16 protein-coding genes are annotated in these 21,206 nt (G+C 73.6%); 10 read left to right on the top strand and 6 right to left on the bottom strand.

The window, feature by feature from the left end; translation table 11 throughout:
• The first annotated feature begins 36 nt into the window (after positions 1 to 36).
• Positions 37 to 471, top strand: a complete 435-nt coding sequence (locus KIS93_RS17685; RefSeq protein ID WP_080036556.1) for a GNAT family N-acetyltransferase — start codon at positions 37 to 39, stop codon at positions 469 to 471.
• Between the two features lie 85 nt (positions 472 to 556).
• Positions 557 to 3,577, top strand: a complete 3,021-nt coding sequence (locus tag KIS93_RS67515; protein ID WP_080036557.1) for a helix-turn-helix transcriptional regulator — start codon at positions 557 to 559, stop codon at positions 3,575 to 3,577.
• Positions 3,578 to 3,674: 97 nt separating this feature from the next.
• Here the strand turns inward: KIS93_RS67515 and KIS93_RS17675 are convergent, their stop codons facing one another.
• Positions 3,675 to 5,045, bottom strand: coding sequence for an erythromycin esterase family protein (locus KIS93_RS17675; RefSeq protein WP_080036558.1), 1,371 nt, complete (start codon positions 5,043 to 5,045; stop codon positions 3,675 to 3,677).
• A 62-nt stretch (positions 5,046 to 5,107) separates the two neighbouring features.
• Here KIS93_RS17675 and KIS93_RS17670 point away from each other — a divergent pair, with 62 nt between their 5' ends.
• On the top strand, positions 5,108 to 5,671 hold the full coding sequence (locus KIS93_RS17670; protein ID WP_080036559.1) for a helix-turn-helix domain-containing protein: 564 nt from the start codon (positions 5,108 to 5,110) through the stop codon (positions 5,669 to 5,671).
• Positions 5,672 to 5,803: 132 nt separating this feature from the next.
• On the opposite strand, the gene KIS93_RS17665 is transcribed toward KIS93_RS17670, so the two are convergent.
• From KIS93_RS17665 to KIS93_RS17650, 4 genes are all read right to left on the bottom strand, one after another.
• Positions 5,804 to 8,362 carry a hypothetical protein gene (locus KIS93_RS17665; RefSeq protein ID WP_155126420.1) on the bottom strand — a complete coding sequence of 853 codons (2,559 nt, stop codon included), beginning with the start codon at positions 8,360 to 8,362 and terminating at the stop codon, positions 5,804 to 5,806.
• A 79-nt stretch (positions 8,363 to 8,441) separates the two neighbouring features.
• A complete protein-coding gene (locus tag KIS93_RS17660; protein ID WP_080036561.1) occupies positions 8,442 to 9,371 on the bottom strand; it encodes a carbohydrate kinase family protein in 930 nt (309 codons plus the stop codon).
• Positions 9,368 to 10,294 (bottom strand): pseudouridine-5'-phosphate glycosidase, encoded by a 927-nt coding sequence (locus tag KIS93_RS17655; protein WP_080036562.1) that lies wholly within the window; start codon positions 10,292 to 10,294, stop codon positions 9,368 to 9,370. The genes KIS93_RS17660 and KIS93_RS17655 overlap by 4 nt, the downstream gene beginning before the upstream one ends.
• Before the next feature lie 122 nt (positions 10,295 to 10,416).
• Complete coding sequence (locus tag KIS93_RS17650) at positions 10,417 to 11,424, bottom strand: YeiH family protein (protein WP_080036563.1); 1,008 nt, start codon at positions 11,422 to 11,424, stop codon at positions 10,417 to 10,419.
• A gap of 70 nt (positions 11,425 to 11,494) precedes the next feature.
• On the opposite strand from KIS93_RS17650, the gene KIS93_RS17645 reads away from it, so the two are divergent.
• Together KIS93_RS17645 and KIS93_RS17640 are read left to right on the top strand one after the other, a co-directional pair.
• The gene (locus tag KIS93_RS17645; RefSeq protein ID WP_080036564.1) at positions 11,495 to 12,385 is read left to right on the top strand and encodes a LysR family transcriptional regulator; all 891 of its coding nucleotides are present in this window, start codon (positions 11,495 to 11,497) and stop codon (positions 12,383 to 12,385) included.
• Positions 12,386 to 12,478: 93 nt separating this feature from the next.
• Positions 12,479 to 13,984: a phytoene desaturase family protein gene (locus KIS93_RS17640; RefSeq protein WP_080036565.1), complete on the top strand. Its 1,506-nt coding sequence runs from the start codon at positions 12,479 to 12,481 to the stop codon at positions 13,982 to 13,984.
• A gap of 7 nt (positions 13,985 to 13,991) precedes the next feature.
• Here the strand turns inward: KIS93_RS17640 and KIS93_RS63405 are convergent, their stop codons facing one another.
• Positions 13,992 to 14,507 carry a TetR/AcrR family transcriptional regulator gene (locus KIS93_RS63405; RefSeq protein WP_230465959.1) on the bottom strand — a complete coding sequence of 172 codons (516 nt, stop codon included), beginning with the start codon at positions 14,505 to 14,507 and terminating at the stop codon, positions 13,992 to 13,994.
• 133 nt (positions 14,508 to 14,640) lie between these two features.
• On the opposite strand from KIS93_RS63405, the gene KIS93_RS17630 reads away from it, so the two are divergent.
• From KIS93_RS17630 to KIS93_RS17610, 5 genes are all read left to right on the top strand, one after another.
• Entirely contained in the window at positions 14,641 to 15,834 is a 1,194-nt protein-coding gene (locus tag KIS93_RS17630) for a cytochrome P450 (protein WP_080036567.1), read from the top strand.
• Positions 15,835 to 15,898: 64 nt separating this feature from the next.
• On the top strand, positions 15,899 to 16,597 hold the full coding sequence (locus KIS93_RS17625) for a response regulator transcription factor (RefSeq protein ID WP_080036568.1): 699 nt from the start codon (positions 15,899 to 15,901) through the stop codon (positions 16,595 to 16,597).
• Positions 16,594 to 17,991 carry a HAMP domain-containing sensor histidine kinase gene (locus KIS93_RS17620; RefSeq protein WP_230465960.1) on the top strand — a complete coding sequence of 466 codons (1,398 nt, stop codon included), beginning with the start codon at positions 16,594 to 16,596 and terminating at the stop codon, positions 17,989 to 17,991. Before KIS93_RS17625 ends, KIS93_RS17620 begins: the two co-directional genes overlap by 4 nt.
• 24 nt (positions 17,992 to 18,015) lie before the next feature.
• Positions 18,016 to 19,182, top strand: a complete 1,167-nt coding sequence (locus KIS93_RS17615) for a bifunctional glycosyltransferase family 2/GtrA family protein (RefSeq protein ID WP_080036569.1) — start codon at positions 18,016 to 18,018, stop codon at positions 19,180 to 19,182.
• Positions 19,179 to 21,167 (top strand): glycosyltransferase family 39 protein, encoded by a 1,989-nt coding sequence (locus tag KIS93_RS17610; RefSeq protein ID WP_080036570.1) that lies wholly within the window; start codon positions 19,179 to 19,181, stop codon positions 21,165 to 21,167. The genes KIS93_RS17615 and KIS93_RS17610 overlap by 4 nt, the downstream gene beginning before the upstream one ends.
• Positions 21,168 to 21,206: the final 39 nt, after the last annotated feature.

The following is a 21,206-nucleotide window of genomic DNA, read 5'->3' as shown; positions in this document are numbered from 1 at the left end:
GCGTCATGCACATGCGACGATCTAGGGTCGTTGGTCATGACGGCTGACGATCTTCTCATCAGGAGGGCGGAGAAGTCGGACGCGGACGAGGTGTTCGCGCTGGCCCGCGAGTTCGGCCTGACGTTCAGGCCGGAGCGCGACGCCTTCGACGCCGCGCTGCCCCAGCTGCTGGCCAACGACGACGCCCTGCTGCTCACCGCCGTCGTGGGCGGGCGGGTGCACGGGTATCTGCTCGGGTTCGTGCACCTGACGCTGTTCGCGAACGGGCCGGTCGCCTGGGTCGAGGAGGCCATGGTGCAGTCCGGGTCGCGGCGGCAGGGGATCGGGCGGTCGCTGCTGGAGGAGTTCGAGCGGTGGGCGCGCTCCCGGCAGGCCGGTTACGTGGCGATGGCCACGCGGCGGGCGCCGGAGTTCTACCACGCTCTGGGGTACGAGGCGTCGGCCACCTTCTTCCGCAAGGTCCTGCGTTGAGCCCAGTTTGTGGGAGTTTGTCCGCTTAGCGCGTACGGCCGGACTGGCGCGCGTTTCTGTCGGGAGCGGATGGCATCCTTAGGGCGTGAGTATCCATGCCGTGAGCCCCTTGTTCGTCGGGCGTGCCCGCGAGCTCGCCGCTCTCGGTGACGCCCTGGCCAGGTCGCGCGCCGGGGCGTCGTCCACCGTGCTCGTCGGCGGTGAGGCCGGGGTCGGCAAGACGCGGCTCATCAAGGAGTTCACCGACCACCGGGCCGGTGACGCGCGCGTCCTCGTCGGCGGCTGCCTCGAGCTGGGCACCGAGGGCCTGCCGTTCGCGCCGTTCACCGCCGTGCTGCGCGGGCTGGTGCGCGAGCTGGGCCGTGACGCCGTGGCCGCGCTCGTGCCCGGTGGCAACGCGCGCGGGCTGGCCCGGCTGCTGCCCGAGTTCGGCGAGCCGGGCAAAGACGGGCCCGAGGCCAGGGCGCGCCTGTTCGAGCAGGTGCTCGGGCTGCTGGAGCGGCTGGCCGAGGAGCGGCCGGTGGTGCTCATCGTCGAAGACGCCCACTGGGCCGACCGCTCCACCCGCGACCTGCTGACCTTCCTCGTCCGCTACCAGCGCACCGCGGCCCGCCTGCTCATCGTCGTCACCTACCGCACCGACGAGCTGCACCGCAACCACCCGCTGCGCCCGCTGCTCGCCGAGCTGGGCCGGGTCGAGTGGGTGACCCGCACCGAGCTGCGCCGGCTCACCCGCAGGGAGGCCGTCGCGCTGGCGGCCGGCATCCTGGAGCGCGAGCCGTCCCCCGCCGACATGGACCTCATCTACGCGCGCAGCGAGGGAAACCCGCTGTTCGTCGAGGCGCTGCTCAACGAGTGCGACGGCGGCGAGGCGCTGCCCGAGTCGCTGCGCGACCTGCTGCTGGCCAGCGTCGAGCGGCAGCCCGAGGAGACGCAGGAGCTGCTGCGGGTCGCCAGCGCCGGCGGCCAGCGCATCGAGCACGCCCTGCTCAGCGCCGTCGCCGGGCTCGACGAGAGCACGCTGTCCCGCGCGCTGCGGCCCGCCGTGGCCGGAAACGTGCTCGTCGTCGACGGCGAGGGCTACAGCTTCCGCCACGCCCTCATCCGCGAGGCACTCCACGACGACCTGCTGCCCGGCGAGCACGTCCGCCTGCACACCCGCTACGCCGAGGCGCTGGAGCGCGACCTGTCGATCCTGCCCGCCCCGCGCGGCGCGATCGAGCTGGCCCACCACTGGCACTCCGCCCACGACTCCACCTGGGCGCTGATCAGCGCCTGGCGCGCCGCCGCCGCCGCACGCAAGTCCACCGCCTACGACGAGCAGCTCCGCATGCTGTCCAGAGTCCTGGAGCTGTGGGACTCCGTGCCCGACGCCGCTGAGCGCATCGGCCACGACCGCATCGACGTCCTGCGGCAGACGGCCACCGTCGCCCACCTGTCCGGCGAGTACGAACGCAGCATCGCCCTGGCCGGCGCCGCCCTCGACGAGCTCGACCACTGCGTCGAGCCGATCAGGGCCGCCATGCTGCTGCGCCAGCGCGGCCTGACCCGCTACGACCTGGGCCGCCCCGGCTACGTCGAAGACCTGCGCAGGGCCGCCGAGCTCGTCCCGGCCGACCAGCTCAAGCTGCGCGGCCAGGTGCTGGAGAGCCTGTCCCGCATGCTCCACCGCCCCGAAGACCGCCCCGAGCGGCAGGCCACCGCCCGCCGCGCCATGGAGATCGGCCACGAGGTCGGCGACACCAACGTCGAGGCGCACGCGATGATCAGCCTCACCTGGGGCGACTCCTGCTACTCCGACATGGACGCCCAGCTCGCCGCCTTCGCCGAGGCCCGCCGCATCGCCGCCCGCGGCGACGCCTACAACGCGCTGATGCGGTGCGCCATCTCCGAGTCCGACGCGCTCGAAGGCGCCGGCATGCACGAGCGGGCCGCGCAGGTCGCCCGCGACGGCGTCGAGGAGGCCCGCCAGTACGGCCTGGCGCGCACGTCCGGCACGTTCCTGTCGATCAACCTCGCCGAGCCGCTGGTGTCGCTCGGGCGCTGGGACGAAGCGCTCCAGGTCGTCGAGCACGCCCTCGAGCTCGCCCCGCCCGCCCCCTACCGGGCCAGCCTCCAGGGCTTCGCCACCGACATCGCGATGGCGCGGGGCCAGTACGACCGGGCCGAGAAGCTGCTGGAGTCGTCCAAGAGCGTGCTGTCGCGGGGCAGCTACCGCGACCAGACGACGCTGCCCCACCTGTGCAGGGAGCTGCGGCTGCGGCAGGCGCGGGGGCAGCTCGGCGAGGCGGTCGAGATGGCCGCGCGGGCCCTCGACGAGCGCGACCTGGTGAGCAGCCCCCGTTACGCCTGGCCGGTGCTGGTGACCATCGCCCAGCTCGTCCGGGCGGTGGTGCCGCCGTCCCGGTCTGCCGAGGCCGGTGAGCCCGGGGCGGGCTCGCTCGGGCCGGTCGAACGGCTGGCGCTGTCGCTGCTGCCCCGCCTCCGGGCGCTGGCCGGGCAGCTCGTGGCCGAGGGCGAGCTGCAGCAGGCGCACCGGCTCACGTTCACCGCACTGACCGGCCCCGAGCCGGTGCCGGAGCACGGCGGGCCTGAGGCGTCACTGGAGCAGGCCGCGGCGGAGACGTCGCCGGAGCACGTCGGTGAGGTGGCCGCCTGGCGGCTCAAGGCGTGCGACCGCGCCGTGGAGGCGTGGCAGGCGCTGCGGGAGCCGTACGCCGAAGCGCTCACCCTGCTGGCCGCCGCACAGGCGGCGCTCGCGGCCGGCGACCGGCAGGGCGCGGCGGCCCGGTTCACCCGCTCCCGCGACCTGGCCCGCGAGCTCGGCGCCACCCCGCTGCTGGAGCAGCTCGACGTCTTCGGCCGGCGCGCCAGGATCGGCGGCCCCGAAGAGCCCGCGGGCGGGCAGCCGCTCGGGCTGACGGCGCGCGAGCTGGAGGTGCTGCGGGAGGTGACGCGCGGGCGGAGCAACCGCGAGATCGCCGAAGAGCTGGTCATCTCGATCAAGACGGTCAGCGTGCACGTGTCCAACATCCTGGCCAAGCTGGGCGCGGCCACCCGCGGCGAAGCCGCGGCCACAGCCCACCGGCTGCGCCTGTTCGACTGACGGCCGTGCTTGCCACCTTGTGCCTTCCTCGTCGGAGGCGGCGTGGCGGGTGCCGGGCTTTGTCGCGGGCCGGGTGCGGGCCCTTGGCGAGAGATCGTCACAGGGGCTTGTAGTGGGAGAAGATCTCCCGCACCTCCTCGGGGGAGGCGGCGAGGGCGGCCTCGTCCGGGTCGGCCGCCGTGACGTGCGGAAGGTGCAGCACGAGGTCGTAGGCGTCCAGGGCGCTGATGGGGGAGTGGTGCGGGCCGTTCCCGGCGCGCTGGACGGCGGCGGCGCGGACGGCCTCCGCGTCGGCGGGTGACAGCCGCCGCAGGTCCGTGACGAACGGGCCGTCGTGGCTGGCGTGCAGGAGGGCGTCGAGGCTGCCGGGGTCCGGCGGGCCCATCGGTGCGAAGAGGGCGCCCGACTGGAAGGCGGCGGGGTCGGAGTTGAGCATCTGGCCGGTGCCCGTGGTGGCGCCGATGACCAGGTAGCCGGCGCCGAGCCGGTCCGCCAGGTGCATGCCCAGCGGGGTCACGGGGTCCATCCCGGGCAGCACGCCCGGCCAGCGCTGGACGTGCCCGTTGTGCGCGGCCACGACGATTCGGTCGTGGCGGCGCAGGATCCACTCGACCGTGTCGGCCATCTCGGCGTCGCGCTCGTACATGACGCTCTGGAGGTCTCCGGAGACCATGTCGCGGATGCCCGAGTCGAGGGTGACGGCGAGCGACAGGCAGCGCAGCGCGCGCTCGTACTCCTCCGCGCCGGTGCGGCGGGCGTACTCCAGCCGGCGGCCCCTCATGCGTGCGGACAGGGCGGCCAGGCCGGCGGTGAGCGCGTTCCTCGTCTCGGGCGGGAGCTGGGCGTAGGCGGCCAGGGCCGCGGGCGCGGCGAACGCGGACGTCGCCGCGAAGGCCGCGGCCGTCTCCCTGACGGCCGGGTCCACCCGGTGCTCGGGGTCGGCCTGGGCGAGGTAGGCGAGCACGGCGTCCAGGGCGGGGAGCAGGGAGGCGTTGTGGCCGCCCAGGTCGATGCCGTAGAAGCCGACGGGGCGTGCGGCGGTGGCGTTGTGCCGGCGCATCCACTCCAGGTGGGCGCCGAGCTGCCGCCACACACCCATGAGCGAGGACAGCCCGCTCGCCATGACCTCACCGAGCCGGTCACCGCCACCCACGCCCAAGGCGCCCGTGGCCGAGGCGTCGGTGGTGACCCAGGTGTTGGCTCGCCAGGCCTCGGTGAAGCCGGTTTCCATGGCGTAGGCGCTGAAGCCGTGCCGTTCGGCGAGGTAGCGCAGGAGGCGGTGGCGCAGGTCGTAGAACTCGCGGTTGTAGTGGGCGCTCTCGCCGAGTGCCACCACCCGCGCGTCGCCGATCGCGTCGTCGAGCCAGGTGAGGTCGTCGAGCGGGGCGGCGGGGTCGAGCGTGCGCAGGGGGATCACCGCCGCTTCGCTGAGCCTGGACGGTGGTGGTGTCGCCGGATGCGTGTTCACGGGGTTCCCCTCTCGACTGTTTCCAACTTTGGGAACAGTACCACTTATGGGAACATTGGAGCATGGACACCCTGGAGCTGATCTTGCATCCGGTTCGGTTGCGCATCATGTGGGCGCTGTCGGGCGGGCGGGTGCGTACGACGTCCGAGCTGTGCGAGAGCATGCCCGACATCCCCAAGACCACCCTGTACCGGCACGTCGCCCTGCTCGCCGACGGCGGGCTCCTGGAGGTGGCGGGCGAGCAGCGGGTACGAGGCATGGTCGAGCGCCACTACCGGCTGCGCCAGGGCGCCGCGAACGTCGACCCCGAGACGGCCGGGGCGATGTCGCTGGAGGAGCACCGCCACGGGTTCGCGGCGGCCATGGCGGCGTTGCTCGCCGAGTTCAACGCCTACCTCGACCGGCCGGCCGCCGACCCCGTGGCCGACCGGGTGGGCTACCGGCAGGGCACGCTGTGGCTCCGTCCGGAGGAGATGGAGGAGGTCGCGGGCGAGCTGCGGCAGGTGCTCGCGCCCCGGGCGGGCAACGGGCCGGGGGACGGGCGGCGGCCGTACGTGCTGAGCGCGATCTTCTTCCCGACGGAGGAGCCGGAGCCGGGCGCAGGACCCGGCCAGGCGGTGAGCTGAGCCGCCACGCGGACGGTCCCGCCAGGCGGTGGGCTGAGCCGCCACGCGGACGGTCCCGCCAGGCGGTGGGCTGAGCCGCCACACCGATGGTCCCGTCAGACGGTGGGCTGAGCCGCCACGCCGATGACCGCGTCAGGCGGTGAGCTGGGCCTCCAGGCGGTAGCCGTCCACCGTGACGTACACCTGGTCGCCCGGGCGGGCGTTCAGGCGCATCAGGACGGGCTGCAGCGAGTCGAAGACCGGCTGGTGTCCCTGCCAGACCAGGACGATCGCGTTGTCGCCGGGGCCCGTCACCGACAGGAGCGTGCCGGGGCGCATGCCGAGCTGGGCCGCGTAGCCCTCGGGCACCGCCACCGGGCCGCCCCTGAGGTGCTCGGGGGTGACCTCGATGCGTTGCCAGCGGCGCGGGTCGGACGACGGGCTCGGCAGCGGCGGCGGAGGCGTGGACGGGGTGCCCGCCAGGCCGCCCGTGGGCAGCATCGGCGAGCGGCCGCCCGACAGCGCCGACAGCGTGGCCAGCGCGGCGGACGGGTCGATGGAGCCGGCCGTCGCCGGCGGGACGGGCTGGCCGCCCCGGTGGTGGTGGCCGTTGGCGCCCGGCGTGCGGCGGGGCAGCGGCTGGGCCGGGGACGGCGCCGCGGCCACCGGGTCCTGGGCCGTCTCGGGCGGCAGGGCGTCGAGCCACGCCTTGGCCGAGTGGGCGCGGATGCCGAGCTCGCCCATCAGCTCGACGATGTCGGCGTCCGGCGGGCTGGCCGCCAGGAGCTGCCTCGTACGGGCCTGGAGGCCGTGGATGTCGCCCACCACGAGCCAGCCGTCCTGGAGGCGGCGGTCGGGCATGAGCGTCACGAGCACCCGCCACAGCGGCGTGCGCAGCGACGGGACGATCACCGGGTGCGCCGGGTCGGCGCCGATGAGCTGCTCCTCCGTGGCCGCCGCGCCCAGCCACTCGGTCAGCCGGAACATGTGGCCGGTGACCGGCGCGGACTCGGAGGAACGCAGCCACTGCAGGACGCGTTCCTCGGCGGTGCGCTGGGCCTGCGAGAGCGCCTCCCGCTCGACCAGCAGCTTGTGGGCGAGAGTACGGAGGCTGACCGGGTCCTCGGCGAACAGCCGGTGCACGGCCACCGCCAGCTCCAGCTTGTCGAGGCCCCGGAAGAGGCTGTCGACGACGCGGACCATCGCGTGGTCGGTGTCCGAGGGGACGGGGGTGGAGTAGGACGGAGTGCTCTTGGCGGGGTCGGCGGGGAGAGGCGGGACCGAGCCGACGCCCGGACCGCCAGGGGTACCGGGCGTGCCCGGGGTGCTGGATGTGCCCGGTACGCCGGGGGTGCCGGAGATCGGGGAGCCGGCGGGGCGGGCGCCGGGAGCACCCAAGGGCGAGCCAGGCGCGTTCGAGGTGCCGGGGGCGCCCGGCGTGCCGGGACGGGACGGCAGGGCGTTCGGGTCCTGGCGGCCCGGCTGCGGGCCCGTGGGGCGCTGCGGAAGGCGTTCGGGCTGGCCGGGGGCGGGACGCTGGGGCAGGCCGCCCTCACCGGCGAGCCCCTGACGCGGCCCGCCCTGGGGCTGCGCGGGGAACGCCCCGGTCTGTCGCTCGCCCGGCACGGCCGGGAACGAGCCGGTCTGCCGATCGCCCGGCACGGCGGGGAAGGAGCCGGTCTGACGTGCTCCCGGGCTGCCGTCGGCGGCGGGCGCGGCGGGGAACGGGCCGCTCTGGCGTTCGGAAGGCGTGGCGGGGAAGGCGCCCGTCTGGCGCTCACCGGGGACGGCCGGGAAGGACCCGGTCTGGCGTTCGCCAGGAGCGGCCGGGAACGAGCCGGTCTGCCGCTCGCCCGGTACGGCGGGGAAGGTGCCGGTCTGACGCCCTCCCGGGCTGCCGTCGGCGGCGGGCGCGGCGGGGAACGGGCCGCTCTGGCGTTCGCCGGGGACCGCAGGGAAGGAGCCCGTCTGGCGTTCGCCGGGAACGGCGGGGAACGAGCCCGTCTGGCGCGCCCCGGGCCCGGCGTCGGCGGCCGCGGGCAGCGGGAAGGGGCCGGTCTGGCGCGATCCGGCCGCCGGCTGCGCGGGGAACGCCCCCGTACCGGCCGGGGATTGTGCGCCGGGGCCGGCCGCGGGCTGCGCGCCCGCACCGGCCGCGGGCTGGGCCGGGAAGGAGCCCGTGCCGGCGGCGGGTTGTTCGGGGAAGGGGCCGGAGGCGGGCGACTGGCCGCGCTGCAGCGGCCGGGTGACCTCGGGATGGGCCGTGGTGGCCGGGGCGGGGGCTTCGCGCTGGGCCGGGATGCGGCCGAGGATCTCGCGGAAGACCGATCCGATCACGACCTCGGGCGTGGCCGACGGGGTGGCGAGGTCGCTGGGTGACAGGCGGCGCAGCCGTTGCCAGCCGCCGAGGCCGGTGATCGCGGTGCGGGTGGCCTCGGGCCAGCCGGGCAGGGAGGGGTCGACGTGGTGAACCGTCAGCGCGGGCAGCAGGTCGGCGAGCGGCAGGTGGTCCCAGCGGGCGGAGGCGAGCCGGGCCAGGCGCTCGCAGATCCAGTCGAGCCCCGCCGTGCCGAGCGCTTTGGACAGCGCGAGAGAGGACCACCACCCCGCGGGCAGCCGCGGGTCGCCCAGCGCCTCGGCCACCTGCTGCGGGCGGCTCCAACGCAGCGCAGGGACTAGGTCGCTCAGGCAGATCGATGACTCGACTTCCATCGGCGGACCTTATCCTCCCCAGTGAGCCGGTGCTGCCCGTAACGCCTGTGGCTAATGGTGCAGCCTACGCGGCAAGCTATCAATCAGTGTGAATAGGGTAAAGACGGTTCAGATCCAAACCGTACCGTGGACGGCCGCCCACCTGGGCCACACATTCGGCACCGGCACGGCAACCGGCCTGCAAAGCGGCCTGTTCGTCGGCGCCGAGCAATTTCGCGGCGAGGAACCCGGCGGCGAACGCGTCACCCGCCCCCGTGGAGTCGACGACCTCGGCGGACACACCCTCCGCGGTGGCCACCACCTCTCCGTCGACGGCGGCCAGCGCGCCGCGCGCGCCCAGCTTCACGACCGCTGTGCCGTATCTCTCACTCAAGTGTACGGCCGCCGCCTGCGCCGTTTCGGCCCCGGTGAGGAGGAGGGCCTCGTCGAGGTTCGGGATGATCAGGTCCGCAGGCGCGGTCTCCGCGATGAAACGTTCGACGCCGAACTCGCGCAGCGGGCCCGTGGAGGCCGGGTCGACGCTGATGCCGACGCCCGCCGCCGCCGCGTCCGCCATGGCGCGCCGGGCCAGGCCCAGCCCGGCCTCGGCGAACAGGATGTAGCCCGACAGGTGCAGCCGGGCCATGCCGTCGAGCAGCGCCGGGTCCCAGTCGGTTTCGGAGATCAGGCCGCCGGCGCCGCGGTTGGTGAGCATCGAGCGCTCGCCGCTGCGGTCCACCATCGCGATCACGACGGCGGTGGGGCGGTGCGGGTCCACCGTCACGTGCGGCCGCACGCCCGTCTTGACCAGCTCGGTGGTGTGCCATTCGCTGCTGTCGTACCCGAGCCTGGCCAGCAGGTGGACCTCGGCGCCGAGGCGGGCGGCCCAGGCGGCGGTGTTCGCGCCGGAGCCGCCCGGGCGCAGCACGATGTCGGCGGCCGTGTCGGTGCCGGACATCACGGGGGAGCCGTGCAACGCCACCACATCGGTGACGACGTCCCCGATGATCAGGAGGGCGTTGTCGGTCACGATCGGGCCCAGGAGACGGCGATCCGGGCCGCCAGGGCGGTGTTGCCGCGCACGGCGGCGAGGTTGGCCTCCAGGGAGGCGCCGCCGGTGCCGTCCACCAGGTAGCCGAGCAGGAACGGGGTGATCGCCTGCCCCTTGATCCCCTGGCGCTCGGCGGCGGCCAGCGCCTCGCCGAGGACGCGGTCGTGCAGCTCGGGGTCGAGCTGCTGATCCTCTGGGACGGGGTTGGCCACGATCAGCGCGGTCTCGGGGCCGCCCAGGGCGTCCTGGCCGCGCATGATGGCCGCGGCCTCGTCCGGCGAGCCGATCTGCCAGTCGATCGGCTGACCGGAGGAGTGCAGGTAGAAGCCGGGGAAGGTGTCGGTGCCGAACCCGACCACGCTGACGCCCCGCGTCTCCAGCCGCTGCAGCGTCGCCGGCACGTCGAGGATGGACTTGACGCCCGCGCACACGACAGTGATCCGGGTGCGGGAGAGCGTGTCGAGGTCGGCGGACTCGTCCTGGTCCTCGGTCCAGCCGCGGTGCACGCCGCCAAGGCCGCCAGTGGCGAAGACCCGGATCCCGGCCCGCGCGGCCAGGAACGAGGTGGCCGACACCGTGGTCGCGCCGCTGGCCTTCAGCGCCGCCGCGAGGGGCAGGTCCCGCTGGCTCAGCTTGCGCAGCCCGGGCTCGGTCGCGATGCGCTCCAGCTCCGGCTCGTTCAGGCCGATGCGGGGCACGCCGTCGAGGACGGCGATCGTGGCCGGCACGGCGCCCGCCGCCCGCACGACCCCCTCCAGCTCCCGCGCCACCTCCAGGTTGCGCGGCTGCGGCAGCCCGTGGGAGATGATCGTGGACTCCAGCGCCACGACCGGCGCGCCGGCCGCCAGGGCCTCGGCGACCTCGTCGGACGGCTGGAGGAGGGAGTCGGTGGTGCTGTGCATGACGGGTTTCGTGCTCCTTTGGGTGGATTTTGGGACTGCTTACGGGGAACGGCCGCTTTCGCGGTATTTGTTCCGAACGGAGCAGCGTACGGCTCCCCAGGCCCGGCCGTCCACCCCGAGGATCACACGAGGAGCGCCACCCCGGCCAGGGACGTGGCCGCGATGATCGCCGTGGCGAGGCCGCCGAGCAGCGCCGCCCGGCCGCCCCGCACGAGTTTCCGCACGTCGATCCCGGTGCCCAGGCCGAACAGGGCGGCGGCCATGAGCACGTTCGTGACGGCGGGCAGCGCGCCCGTCACCGCCGCCGGCACCAGCCCCGTGCTCCGGACGGTCACCATCGCGAGGAACGCGAGCACGAACAGCGGCACGACCGGCGGCCTCCGCCCAGCCTCAGGCCGGTCGGCGGGTGTGGTGCGGGAGCGGTAGGACGTCAGGGCGACGATCGGGGCCAGGAGGACGACCCGCCCCAGCTTGACCGTCACCGCGACGGCCAGCACGCCCGAGGCGGCGCCGATCGCGGCCACCTGGGCCACCTCGTGCACGGCCGCGCCCGTCCACACGCCCAGCTCCGCCGGTGACAGGCCCAGCAGGGAGGCCAGGAGGGGGATCAGGGCGATGGACGCGGTCCCGTACAGGACCACGACGCCGAGCGCGCTCGCGGCGGCCTCCTCGTCGTCGGGCAGGTCGGTGCTCTCGCGCATTGCGGCGATGGCCGCGGCGCCGCAGATGGACACGCCCGTCGCGATGAGCAGGGACGTGCCGCGGCTCAGCCCCAGCCGGCGCCCGATCACGGGGGTCACGGCGAACGTCACGCCCGTCGCCACCGCCACGACGGCCAGGCTCTGCCAGCCGAGCGCGAGCACCTGCGGCACGGCGATCTGCAGGCCGAGCAGCGCGATCGCGACCCGCAGCACCCGCCTGGAGACGAACGCGAGCCCCGGCCTGAGCCGCTCCCCGACCCCCGCCAGGCTCGCCAGGGCGGCTCCGGCGGCGACGGCCACGACGGCGGGCGACAGGGCCGGGACGATCAGGTTGACGAGCGTCGCCAGCACCACCGCCCCGCCCGCGACGCCTGCTCCTGGCGCCAATGTCCTGAGGTGGGAGCGGGTTTCGTGCGGGGTGGTGAGCATGATCCCAGTCTTCAGAGCGGCAGGAGGGCCGAGTAGCCATGCCTTGCCTGTGAGGCCATAGCCTGAGGCTATGAGTGCGCTGCCCGACCTCGACTCGCTGAAGCTCCTCGTCGACGTGGGCGAGCTGGGCAGCCTCGGGCGCGCGGCCAGGGCGGCCGGGATCGCCCAGCCGTCCGCCAGCAAACGCATCGCCCTGCTCGAACGCCGCCTCGGCCTCCCCCTCCTCGAACGCACGCCACGCGGCTCCACCCTCACCGCCGAGGGCAAGATGGTGGCCGGCTGGGCGGCGCAGGTGCTCGGGGCCGCGCAGGAGCTCATGCGGGCCGCCCAGGCCGTGCGCCTCAGCGAGGCCGCCCACCTGCGGGTGGCGTCGAGCATGACGGTGGCCGAGTATCTTGTGCCGCGCTGGCTCGGCGAGCTGCAGCACCGGGAGCCGGACGTCCAGGTGGGGCTCGACGTCGTGAACTCGGCCGACGTCGCGGCCCGGGTGCTGGCCGGGGAGGTGGAGCTGGGGTTCGTGGAGGGGCCGACCGTGCCCGACGGGCTGGCCGTGCGGGTCGTGGGCACCGACCGGCTCGTGGTCGTGGTGGCGCCGGCGCATCCGTGGGCGCGCCGCCGTACGGTGCTGAGGGGGCCGGAGCTGGCCGCGACGCCGCTCGTCGTGCGGGAGCCGGGCTCCGGGACACGGGAGACGCTCGACGTGGCGTTCGCCGCGATGCACCGGGCCAGCCCTCGGCTGGAGCTCGGGTCGAACTCGGCGGTGAAGGGGGCGGCCCAGGCCGGGGTGGCGCCCGCCGTGCTCAGCGGGTACGCGGTGGAGTCGGACGTGGCGACGGGGCGGCTCGTGGAGGTGCCGCTCACCGGGGTCAACCTGGTGCGCAGCCTGCGGGCGGTGTGGCGGCGCGGCCGCCCGCTGACCGGCCCGGCCGCCACCCTCCTGGCGATCGCCAGCCGCCCCTGACCCGGATCGCGGAGCGCCGGCCACCCCTGACTCGTTCGGCCTCCAACGGGAGGTCGTTGACGGGCGGGGCGGGGCCGGTCGTAGGGTGCGAAGGTGGCTTCGTATGACGTGGTCGTGGCAGGAGGCGGGCACAACGGGCTGGTCGCGGCGGCGTACCTGGCCGGCGCCGGGCGGCGGGTGCTCGTGCTGGAGCGGTACGCGCGCGTGGGCGGCCTGGCGATCTCCGCCCAGGCGTTCCCCGGGGTGGACGTGCGGCTGTCGCGGTACTCGTACCTGGTGAGCCTGCTGCCGACCCGGATCGTCCGCGACCTGGGGCTCGATCTGGAGCTGCGCCGCCGCCGCTACGCCTCGTACACGCCCGTCGGCGGCACGGGCCTGCTCGTCGACAACGAGGACGACCTGCGCACGGCGGCCTCGTTCAGAAGCGTGACGGGCGGCGAGGCCGACCACGAGGCGTGGCGCCGCTTCTACGGCATGACCGCCGAGGTGGCGCGGGCCCTCGCCCCGACCCTGCTCGAACCCCTGCGCCCGCAGATCGAGATCGAGCGGCTGGTCGGCCCCGAGGCGTGGGGTGAGCTGTTCGCGCGGCCGATCGGGGAGGTGGTGGACGAGCGGTTCCGCGACGACACCGTGCGCGGCGTGGTGCTGACCGACGCGCTGATCGGCACGTTCGCCGACCCGGCGACCGACCTGCTGGCCAACCGGTGCTTCCTCTACCACGTGATCGGCGACGGCACCGGCGAGTGGAACGTCCCGGTCGGCGGCATGGGCGCGGTGTCGGGCGCGCTGGAGGCGGCGGCCAGGCGGGCGGGCGCCGAGATCAGGACCGGCGCCGAGATCGTCGGCATCTCGCCGTCGGGCGAGGTGACATTCGTGGCGGAGGATGGCGAGCACACCGTGAGCGGCGGTCACGTGCTGGTGAACCTGCCCCCGGCCGTGCTCGACCGGCTGATGGGCCGGCCGGCGACGGTGCCGGAGGGGGCGCAGCTCAAGGTGAACATGGTGCTCACGCGGCTGCCCCGGCTCAAGGACGACTCGGTGGACCCGAGGGCGGCCTTCAGCGGGACGTTCCACATCAACGAGGGGCGCGATCAGCTCGCGGCGGCGTACGCGCAGGCGGAGCGGGGCGAGATCCCCGAGCTGCCGCCGGCCGAGGTCTACTGCCACTCGCTGACCGATCCGTCGATCCTGGGGCCGGAGCTGCGGGGCAGGGCGGAGACGATGACGCTGTTCGGCCTGCACATGCCCGCCCGCCTTTTCCGGAAAAATCCGGATAAGGCGAGGAAGCTGGCCCTGGACGCCACCTTCGCCTCCATGAACGCGGTCCTCGCCGAGCCGATCGAGGACTGCCTGCTCACCGCCCCCGACGGCACCCCATGTGTCGAGGTCAAGACCCCGGTCGACCTCGAACGGGACGCGGGCCTGCCCGGCGGCCACATCTTCCACACCGACCTGAGCTGGCCGTTCGCCGAGGGCGGCGGGTGGGGCGTGGAGACCGAGCACGAGCGCGTCCTCATGTGCGGCGCGGGCGCCCGCAGGGGCGGCGGCGTCAGCGGCATCGGCGGCCACAACGCCGCCATGGCGCTGCTGCGCCGGTAGAAGCTGCTCAGTCGTCGCCGACGAGCTTGGTGGCCACCTCCAGGGCCACGTCCGCGCGCTCCGCCTCGTCGAGGTCCATCTCGAACAGGAACGGCACGCTCCCGAGTATCACCGCGAACACCGCCAGCCTGGCCTCGAACTGCTTGACCGCGCTCGCGCCGGGCACGGACAGCACCGACAGCATGCCGAGCATCCCGCTCCGCATGCGCTGCCCGGCCGGGTTGCCCTGCATGACCCCCTGGTTGACCTGGGCGAACTTGAACAGCGGCCGCCACTGGTCCTCCAGCAGCCCGGAGATGCGCCGCAGGATCTCCTGCCGGGACGCGGCCGTCTGGGGCTGCTCCTTGGCCCAGGCCACCAGCTCGTCGATCGAGTCGCACAGCCGGTCGACGACGCTGGCCAGGATGTCCTCCTTCGTGCGGAAGTGGTAGTAGAGCGCGGGCCTGGTGATCTCCAGCCGCTCGGCCACCTCCTGCAGCGAGGTCTTGTCGTATCCGCGCTCGGCGAACAATTCCAGCGCCACCTGCTGGATCCGCTCACGTGTGTCCGTCCGCCGGCCCGCCATTCCGCTCCCATCACTTGACGGTCCATCGCATCATTGCTTACTTTCGCGTAAGTAAGCAATGCGATCGGCTGCTTCCCAGGGGGTCAAGACTATGGCGCATTCCTTCCCGCTTCCGCGTACCTGCCCGTTCGCGCCGCCGCCCGAGTACGAGCGGATGCGCGAGGAGGCGCCGCTCGTCCGGGCCTCCCTGCCCGGCGGCGACGTCTGGCTCGTCACCCGGCACGCGGAGGCGCAGCGCGTGCTCGCCGGCACCGGCATCAGCACCAACCCGGCCACGCCCGGCCATCCCACCGCCGCCTTCCGCACCGAGGCCCCCTCGCCCGAGGAGGAGCAGGCACTCGAACACTTCAGGACCGGCCACTTCATCGACCTCGACCCGCCCGACCACACCAGGTTCCGGCGGCTGCTCATCCCCGAGTTCACCGTCAGGCGGATCAAGGAGCTGCGCCCCGACATCCAGAAGCTGGTCGACGGGCTCATCGACGACATGGTCGCCCAGGGGTCCGAGGCGGAGCTGGTCGAGGCGTTCGGGCTCGCCCTGCCCTCGCTGGTGATCTGCCGGCTCCTCGGCGTCCCGTACGCCGACCACGAGTTCTTCCAGGCCCGCACCCGGGAGATGCTCAGCACCGACGACGACTCCCACGCGGCGGCGTTCGCGATCAGGGACTACCTCGACGGGCTCGTCACCGCCGCCGAGCAGGCCCCGAAGGACGACCTGCTCGGCCGGCTCATCACCGGCGGCCGGCTCACCCACGACGAGCTGGTGGGCGTGATGTTCCTGCTGCTCGTCGCCGGCCACGAGACCACCGCCAACATGATCCCCCTGGCCGTGCTCACCCTCCTGCGCCACCCCGACCAGCTCGCCGCGCTGCGCGCCGACCCCGCCGGCTGGCCCATGGCGGTGGAGGAGCTGCTGCGCTTCCACTCCATCGTCGACTGGGCCGCCTTCGACCGGGTCGCCGTCGAGGACCAGGAGATCGGCGGGCAGCTCGTCAGGAAGGGCGAGGGCATCTTCGTGCTCGGCGCCTCCGCCAACCGGGACGAGCGCGTCTTCGAGCGGCCGGACGCGTTCGACATCGAGCGCGGCGCCCGCCACCACGTCGCCTTCGGCTACGGCGTGCACCAGTGCCTCGGCCAGAACCTGGCGCGCGCCGAGCTGGAGATCGCGCTGCGCACCCTGTTCGAGCGCCTGCCCGGCCTGCGCGTCACCGTGGCCGACGCGGACCTGACCGCCAAGTACGATGGAGCCATCTTCGGGCTCACCTCGATGCCCGTCGCGTGGTGATCCTCATAAAATCTCCGTGAGGTCGTTCATCACGTTTTCATGATGAGCCCCTAGCGTTTCAAGCATGAGTGAGCCCGCACGGTTGCTGGTAGTGGACGACGAGCCCGCGTTGCGCGAGGCTCTGCAGTCGAGCCTGGAGTTCGAGGGCTACAAGGTCGTCACGGCCAACGACGGGCAGCAGGCGCTCGACGCGCTGGCGGCGGAGACGTACGACGCGGTGCTGCTCGACGTCATGATGCCCAGGCTCGACGGGCTCACCGCGTGCCGCCGCCTGCGCGCCTCCGGCAACCACGTGCCCGTGCTCATGCTCACCGCCCGCGACGCCGTCGGCGACCGCGTGTCCGGGCTCGACGCCGGGGCCGACGACTACCTCGTCAAGCCGTTCGAGCTCGACGAGCTGCTGGCCAGGGTGCGGGCGCTGCTGCGGCGCGGCGCGCTCAGCGCCGGCACCCCCGAGGGCGACACGCTCTCGTACGGCGACCTGCGCATGGACCCGGCGACCCGGGAGGTCACGCGCGGCGACCGCCGCCTCGACCTGACCAGGACCGAATACCTGCTCATGGAGCTGTTCCTCGCCCATCCGCGCCAGGTGCTGACGAGAGACCAGATCCTCAGCGAGGTGTGGGGCTTCGACTTCGAGCCGACCTCCAACTCGCTCGACGTGTACGTCATGTATCTGCGGCGCAAGACGGAGGCCGGGGGCGAGCCGCGCGTGATCCACACCGTGCGCGGGGTGGGTTATGTGCTCAGGGCCACGCAGTGAAGGGCAGATGGGGTGACCGTGTCCGGTCCCTGGCCACGCGCGGCAGCCTGCGCACGCGGCTGACGCTCCTGGTCACGGTGGCGGTGGCGCTGGCCATCGCGATGTGTGCCGGTCTGTCGTACTTCATCCTCCAGGACCGGCTCCGGGGCAACCTCGACATGACCATCCTGGCGTCGCTCGACCAGGGCGACAAGGGATATCTGGAGCACAACTGCCGGCCGGGGGGCACGCCGGCGGCTTTCGCGGAAGGGCAGGCCACGCTGCTGTTCGCCGACGGCAGGACCTGCTCGATCGGCCCCTCTCCCATCAAGCCGGACTACGAGCTGGACAAGAAGGCCTTCGAGCCGTGCGATCCGGTCTACCGCTACGGCGAGACGATGGACGGCAAACAGGTCCGGGTGGTGACGGTCAACTTCAAGCCCGGCGTGGCGGTCATGGAGTCGAGGTTCTACGGGCACATCCAGCGCACGATGCGCATCGCGGGGCTCATGCTCGGCGGCATCACCGCCTTGGGCGTGCTCGGCGCGGCCTGGGCCGGGCTGACGATCTCGCGGGCCGCCCTGCGTCCGGTGGGCGACCTGACCAAGGCGGTCGAGCACATCGCCCAGACCGAAGACCTCGACACGCGCATCCCCGTTCACGGCAACGACGAGATCGCCCGCCTGTCCTCCTCGTTCAACGCCATGACGGCCGCCCTGGCCGGCTCCAGGGAGCGGCAGAAACAGCTGGTCGCCGACGCCGGCCACGAGTTGCGCACCCCGCTCACCACGTTGCGCACCAACATCGACCTGCTGCTGCGCAGCGAGCAGACGGGCCGCAGCCTCGACCCGGGCGCCAAGGAGCGGCTGCTGGTCAACGTGAAGGCGCAGTTCGCGGAGCTGTCCACGCTGGTGGCCGACCTGCTCCAGCTCGCCAGGGGCGACACCGACCACGAGCCGCACGTCGAGCTGGGCTTTCACGAAGTGGTCACGGCCGCCGTGGAGCGGGCGCGGCTGCGCGGCGCGGAGGTGGTGACCGACCTCAGCCCCTGGTATGTCGTGGGCAGCGCCACCTCGCTGGAACGGGCGGTGCTGAACCTCATCGACAACGCCGCCAAGTTCAGCCCGGAGGGCTCCCAGGTGGAGGTGAAGCTGCGCGACGGCCGCCTGACCGTGCGCGACCACGGCCCGGGGCTGCCGGAGGAGGAGCTGCCGCACGTGTTCGAGCGGTTCTGGCGCTCCCCGTCGGCGCGCGGCCTGCCGGGCTCGGGGCTGGGGCTGGCGATCGTGGCGCAGGCCGTCACGGAGGCCGGCGGCACCGTACGCCTGGGGAACGCTCCAGGTGGCGGGGCGATCGCGACCATGGACCTGCCGGGAACTCTCATCCGTAACTCAGAATCGGATAAGTCACCTTAAAGACCCAAAAAGTGTCCTGGCTGCATGGAGACAACAGCAGTACGGACCCGCCTGGTCGAGGTGGTCGTCCCGGTCTACAACGAGCAGCGGGCGCTGCGAGCCAGCATCGCCCGGCTGCACACCTACCTCACCGCGAACTTCCCCTACGGCTTCCGCATCACCATCGCCGACAACGCCAGCACGGACAACACCTGGCAGCTCGCCACCGAGCTGGCCAGGGAGCTGCCGCACGTGCGGGCCGTGCACCTCGACGAGAAGGGCCGCGGCCGGGCACTGCGCAGCGTGTGGTCGCGGAGCGAGGCCGACGTCGTCAGCTACATGGACGTGGACCTGTCCACCGACCTGGACGCGTTCCTGCCGCTGGTGGCCCCGCTGCTGACCGGGCACAGCGACCTGGCCATCGGCACCCGCCTGGCCCGCGCGGCCCGCGTCGAGCGCGGCCCCAAGCGCGAGTTCATCTCCCGCTCCTACAACCTGCTGCTCCGCCTCGGCATGGGCGCCCGCTTCTCGGACGCGCAGTGCGGCTTCAAGGCCGTCCGTACGGAGATCGCCCAGGCTCTGTTGCCCGGTGTCGAGGACGAGCAGTGGTTCTTCGACACCGAGCTGCTGCTCCTGGCCGAGCGCCACGGCCTGCGCATCCACGAGGTGCCCGTGGACTGGGTGGACGACCCGGACAGCCGGGTGGACATCGTGCAGACCGCCCTCGACGACCTGCGCGGCCTCGTCCGCGTGGCCCGCGGGACGCTGTCCGGCGCCACCCGCGTCCCCCTGTCCGGGCGGGCCGAGCTGCCGAAGGGCATGGCCAAGCAGCTCCCGCGGTTCGCGATCGTGGGCGTGGTCAGCACACTGGCGTACCTAGTGCTGTACTCGCTGCTGCGCCAGGTCGTGCCGCCCCTCGCCGCCAACGCGGTCGCGCTGCTCGTCACCGCCGTGGCCAACACCGCCGCCAACCGCCGCTTCACCTTCGGCGTCAAAGGCGCGGGCGGGGCCGTGCGGCACCAGTTCGAAGGGCTGATCGCCTTCCTCGTCGGGCTGGCGCTCACCTCGGGCAGCCTCTCCCTGCTGCCCGCCGGGGTCTCCCACGGCGTGGAGCTCGTCGCGGTCATCGTCGCCAACGCCGCCGCCACCCTCGTACGCTTCCTGCTGCTGCGCGCGTGGGTCTTCAACCCCAAGCGGAGGAACACCCCATGACCGTCACCGCGATCAGGCCCGGGCACCGGGCCGCCGGCCGGCGCGGCGCGCTCGCCCGCGCCCTCCTCGGATCGGAGCAGGACCCGCGCTGGTCGCGGCCCGCCATGTGGGCGGTGCTCGCCGTCGCCTTCGTCCTGTACGCGTGGGCGCTGAGCGGCAACGCCAACGAGTACTACGCCGCCGCCATCCTGTCGGGCACCAAGAGCTGGAAGGCGTTCTTCTTCGGCGCCATCGACGCCGGCTCCTTCATCACCGTCGACAAGCCGCCGCTGGCGCTGTGGGTGATGGGGCTGTCGGCGCGGATCTTCGGCTACGGCACGTGGAGCATGCTGCTCCCGCAGGCGATCGCCGGGGTGGCGGCCGTCGGCCTGGTGTTCTCGGCGGTGCGCCGCGCCTTCACCACCCCGGCCCATCCCGGTGGCGGGCGGCGGGGGCACGTGGCGGCGCTGATCGCCGCCGTCGTCATGACGCTCACGCCCATCACCGTGGCGATCAACCGCGACAACAACCCCGACACCGTGCTCGTGCTGCTGCTCGTCCTGTCGGCCTGGTTCTGCCTGGAGGCGCTGCGGACGGGCCGGATGCGGTCGCTGCTGCTGGCGGCGTTCTTCGTGGGGCTCGGGTTCAACGCCAAGATGTTGCAGGCGTACCTCGTGGTGCCGGCGCTCGCGCTCGCCTACCTGGCGTGCGCCAGGACGCCCTGGATCAGGCGCGTGTGGCACCTGGTGGCGGCCGGGGTCGTGCTGGTGGTGTCCAGCGCGTGGTGGATGGTGATCACCGACCTGTGGCCGAAGGACTCCCGCCCCTACATCGGCGGCTCCACCGACAACACCGTCTGGGACCTCGTCATCGGCTACAACGGCCTGGGCCGCATCTTCGGCCAGGGGCGCGGCAACGGCGGCGGCGGTGGTGGGGGCTTCGGCGGGGAGTCGGGAGCCGGGCGGCTGTTCAACGAGATCCTGGCCGGGCAGATCTCGTGGCTGTTGCCGTTCTGCGTGGTGACGCTGGCGTTCGCGATCCTGCTGCGGGTGCGGCGCGTGACCGGCGACGGCGGGCCCTCCGGGGCGGCCTGGCTGGTGTGGGGCGGGTGGCTGGCCGTGCACTACGTGGTGTTCAGCTTCTCCAGCGGCACCTTCCACCCGTACTACACGACCGCCATGGCGCCGGCGGTGGCCGCGCTGGCCGGGACGGGGGTCGTCGTGATGTGGGCGGCGTACCGGCGGTCGCGGGCGTGGGCCTGGGTGCTGCCGCTGGCGGTGGCGGTGACCGGGGGCTGGTCGTTCGTGGTGCTGCGGCGCACCCCCGAGTGGCTGCCGTGGCTGGCCTGGGTCGTGCTCGGGGCGACCCTGGTGGCCGTGGCGGCGCTCGTGCTGGCCAGGATGCGGAGGCAGGTGCGGGTACGGGTCGCGGCGGTCGCGCTCGCGGCCGTGGTCGTCGCCGGCCTGGCCGGGCCCGCCGCGTACGCGGTCACGCCGCTGCGGTCCCAGACGAACGGGACGAACCCCACCGCCGGCCCCTCGTCCGGCCGGATGGGCTTCGGCGGGCCCGGCGGCATGCGCGGCCGGATGCCGACCGGCGGCGCCGAGTTCCCGGGCGGGCAGAGCCAGCCGGGGAACGCCGAGCGCCGGGCCGCCTTCATGGGGCGCGGCGGCCCCGGCGGCGGTGTCAGCGACGCGCTGACCAAGTACCTGGTGGCCAACCAGGGCGGCGCCACGTGGCTGGTCGCGGTGAGCAGCGCCCAGCAGGCGTCCGGCCTGATCCTGTCCACCGGCAGGCCGGTGATCGCGATGGGCGGCTTCACCGGCAGCGACCCCGCCATGACCGTGGCGCGGCTCCAGGCGCTGGTCTCCTCGGGGCAGCTCAGGTACGTCCTGTCCGGCAGCGGCGGCGGCCCCGGCCGGGGCGACACGGAGGTGACGACCTGGGTGCGGCAGAACTGCTCGGCCGTGGACGGCCAGGACGGGCTCTACGACTGCTCCGAGTAGCCGGGAGTGGGACGTCCGGAACCCGGCGTCCCACTGGGT

Origin of the sequence: [Actinomadura] parvosata subsp. kistnae (genome assembly GCF_900323885.1) — a bacterium.
Taxonomy (GTDB): Bacteria; Actinomycetota; Actinomycetes; order Streptosporangiales; family Streptosporangiaceae; genus Nonomuraea; species Nonomuraea composti.
Note: the sequence above shows the minus strand (reverse complement) of the source record. Positions and strands in the feature narration are given on the sequence as shown.

What these genes read in the sequence shown, in the direction of transcription:
- KIS93_RS17670 (WP_080036559.1), top strand. Translation starts at nt 5,108, where the DNA reads ATGGACACCCTGGAGCTGATCTTGCATCCGGTTCGGTTGCGCATCATG.
- KIS93_RS17630 (WP_080036567.1), top strand. Translation starts at nt 14,641, where the DNA reads ATGGCGCATTCCTTCCCGCTTCCGCGTACCTGCCCGTTCGCGCCGCCG.
- KIS93_RS17610 (WP_080036570.1), top strand. Translation starts at nt 19,179, where the DNA reads ATGACCGTCACCGCGATCAGGCCCGGGCACCGGGCCGCCGGCCGGCGC.
- KIS93_RS17615 (WP_080036569.1), top strand. Translation starts at nt 18,016, where the DNA reads ATGGAGACAACAGCAGTACGGACCCGCCTGGTCGAGGTGGTCGTCCCG.
- KIS93_RS17685 (WP_080036556.1), top strand. Translation starts at nt 37, where the DNA reads ATGACGGCTGACGATCTTCTCATCAGGAGGGCGGAGAAGTCGGACGCG.
- KIS93_RS17645 (WP_080036564.1), top strand. Translation starts at nt 11,495, where the DNA reads ATGAGTGCGCTGCCCGACCTCGACTCGCTGAAGCTCCTCGTCGACGTG.
- KIS93_RS17650 (WP_080036563.1), bottom strand. Translation starts at nt 11,424, where the DNA reads ATGCTCACCACCCCGCACGAAACCCGCTCCCACCTCAGGACATTGGCG.
- KIS93_RS17655 (WP_080036562.1), bottom strand. Translation starts at nt 10,294, where the DNA reads ATGCACAGCACCACCGACTCCCTCCTCCAGCCGTCCGACGAGGTCGCC.
- KIS93_RS17665 (WP_155126420.1), bottom strand. Translation starts at nt 8,362, where the DNA reads ATGGAAGTCGAGTCATCGATCTGCCTGAGCGACCTAGTCCCTGCGCTG.
- KIS93_RS17625 (WP_080036568.1), top strand. Translation starts at nt 15,899, where the DNA reads ATGAGTGAGCCCGCACGGTTGCTGGTAGTGGACGACGAGCCCGCGTTG.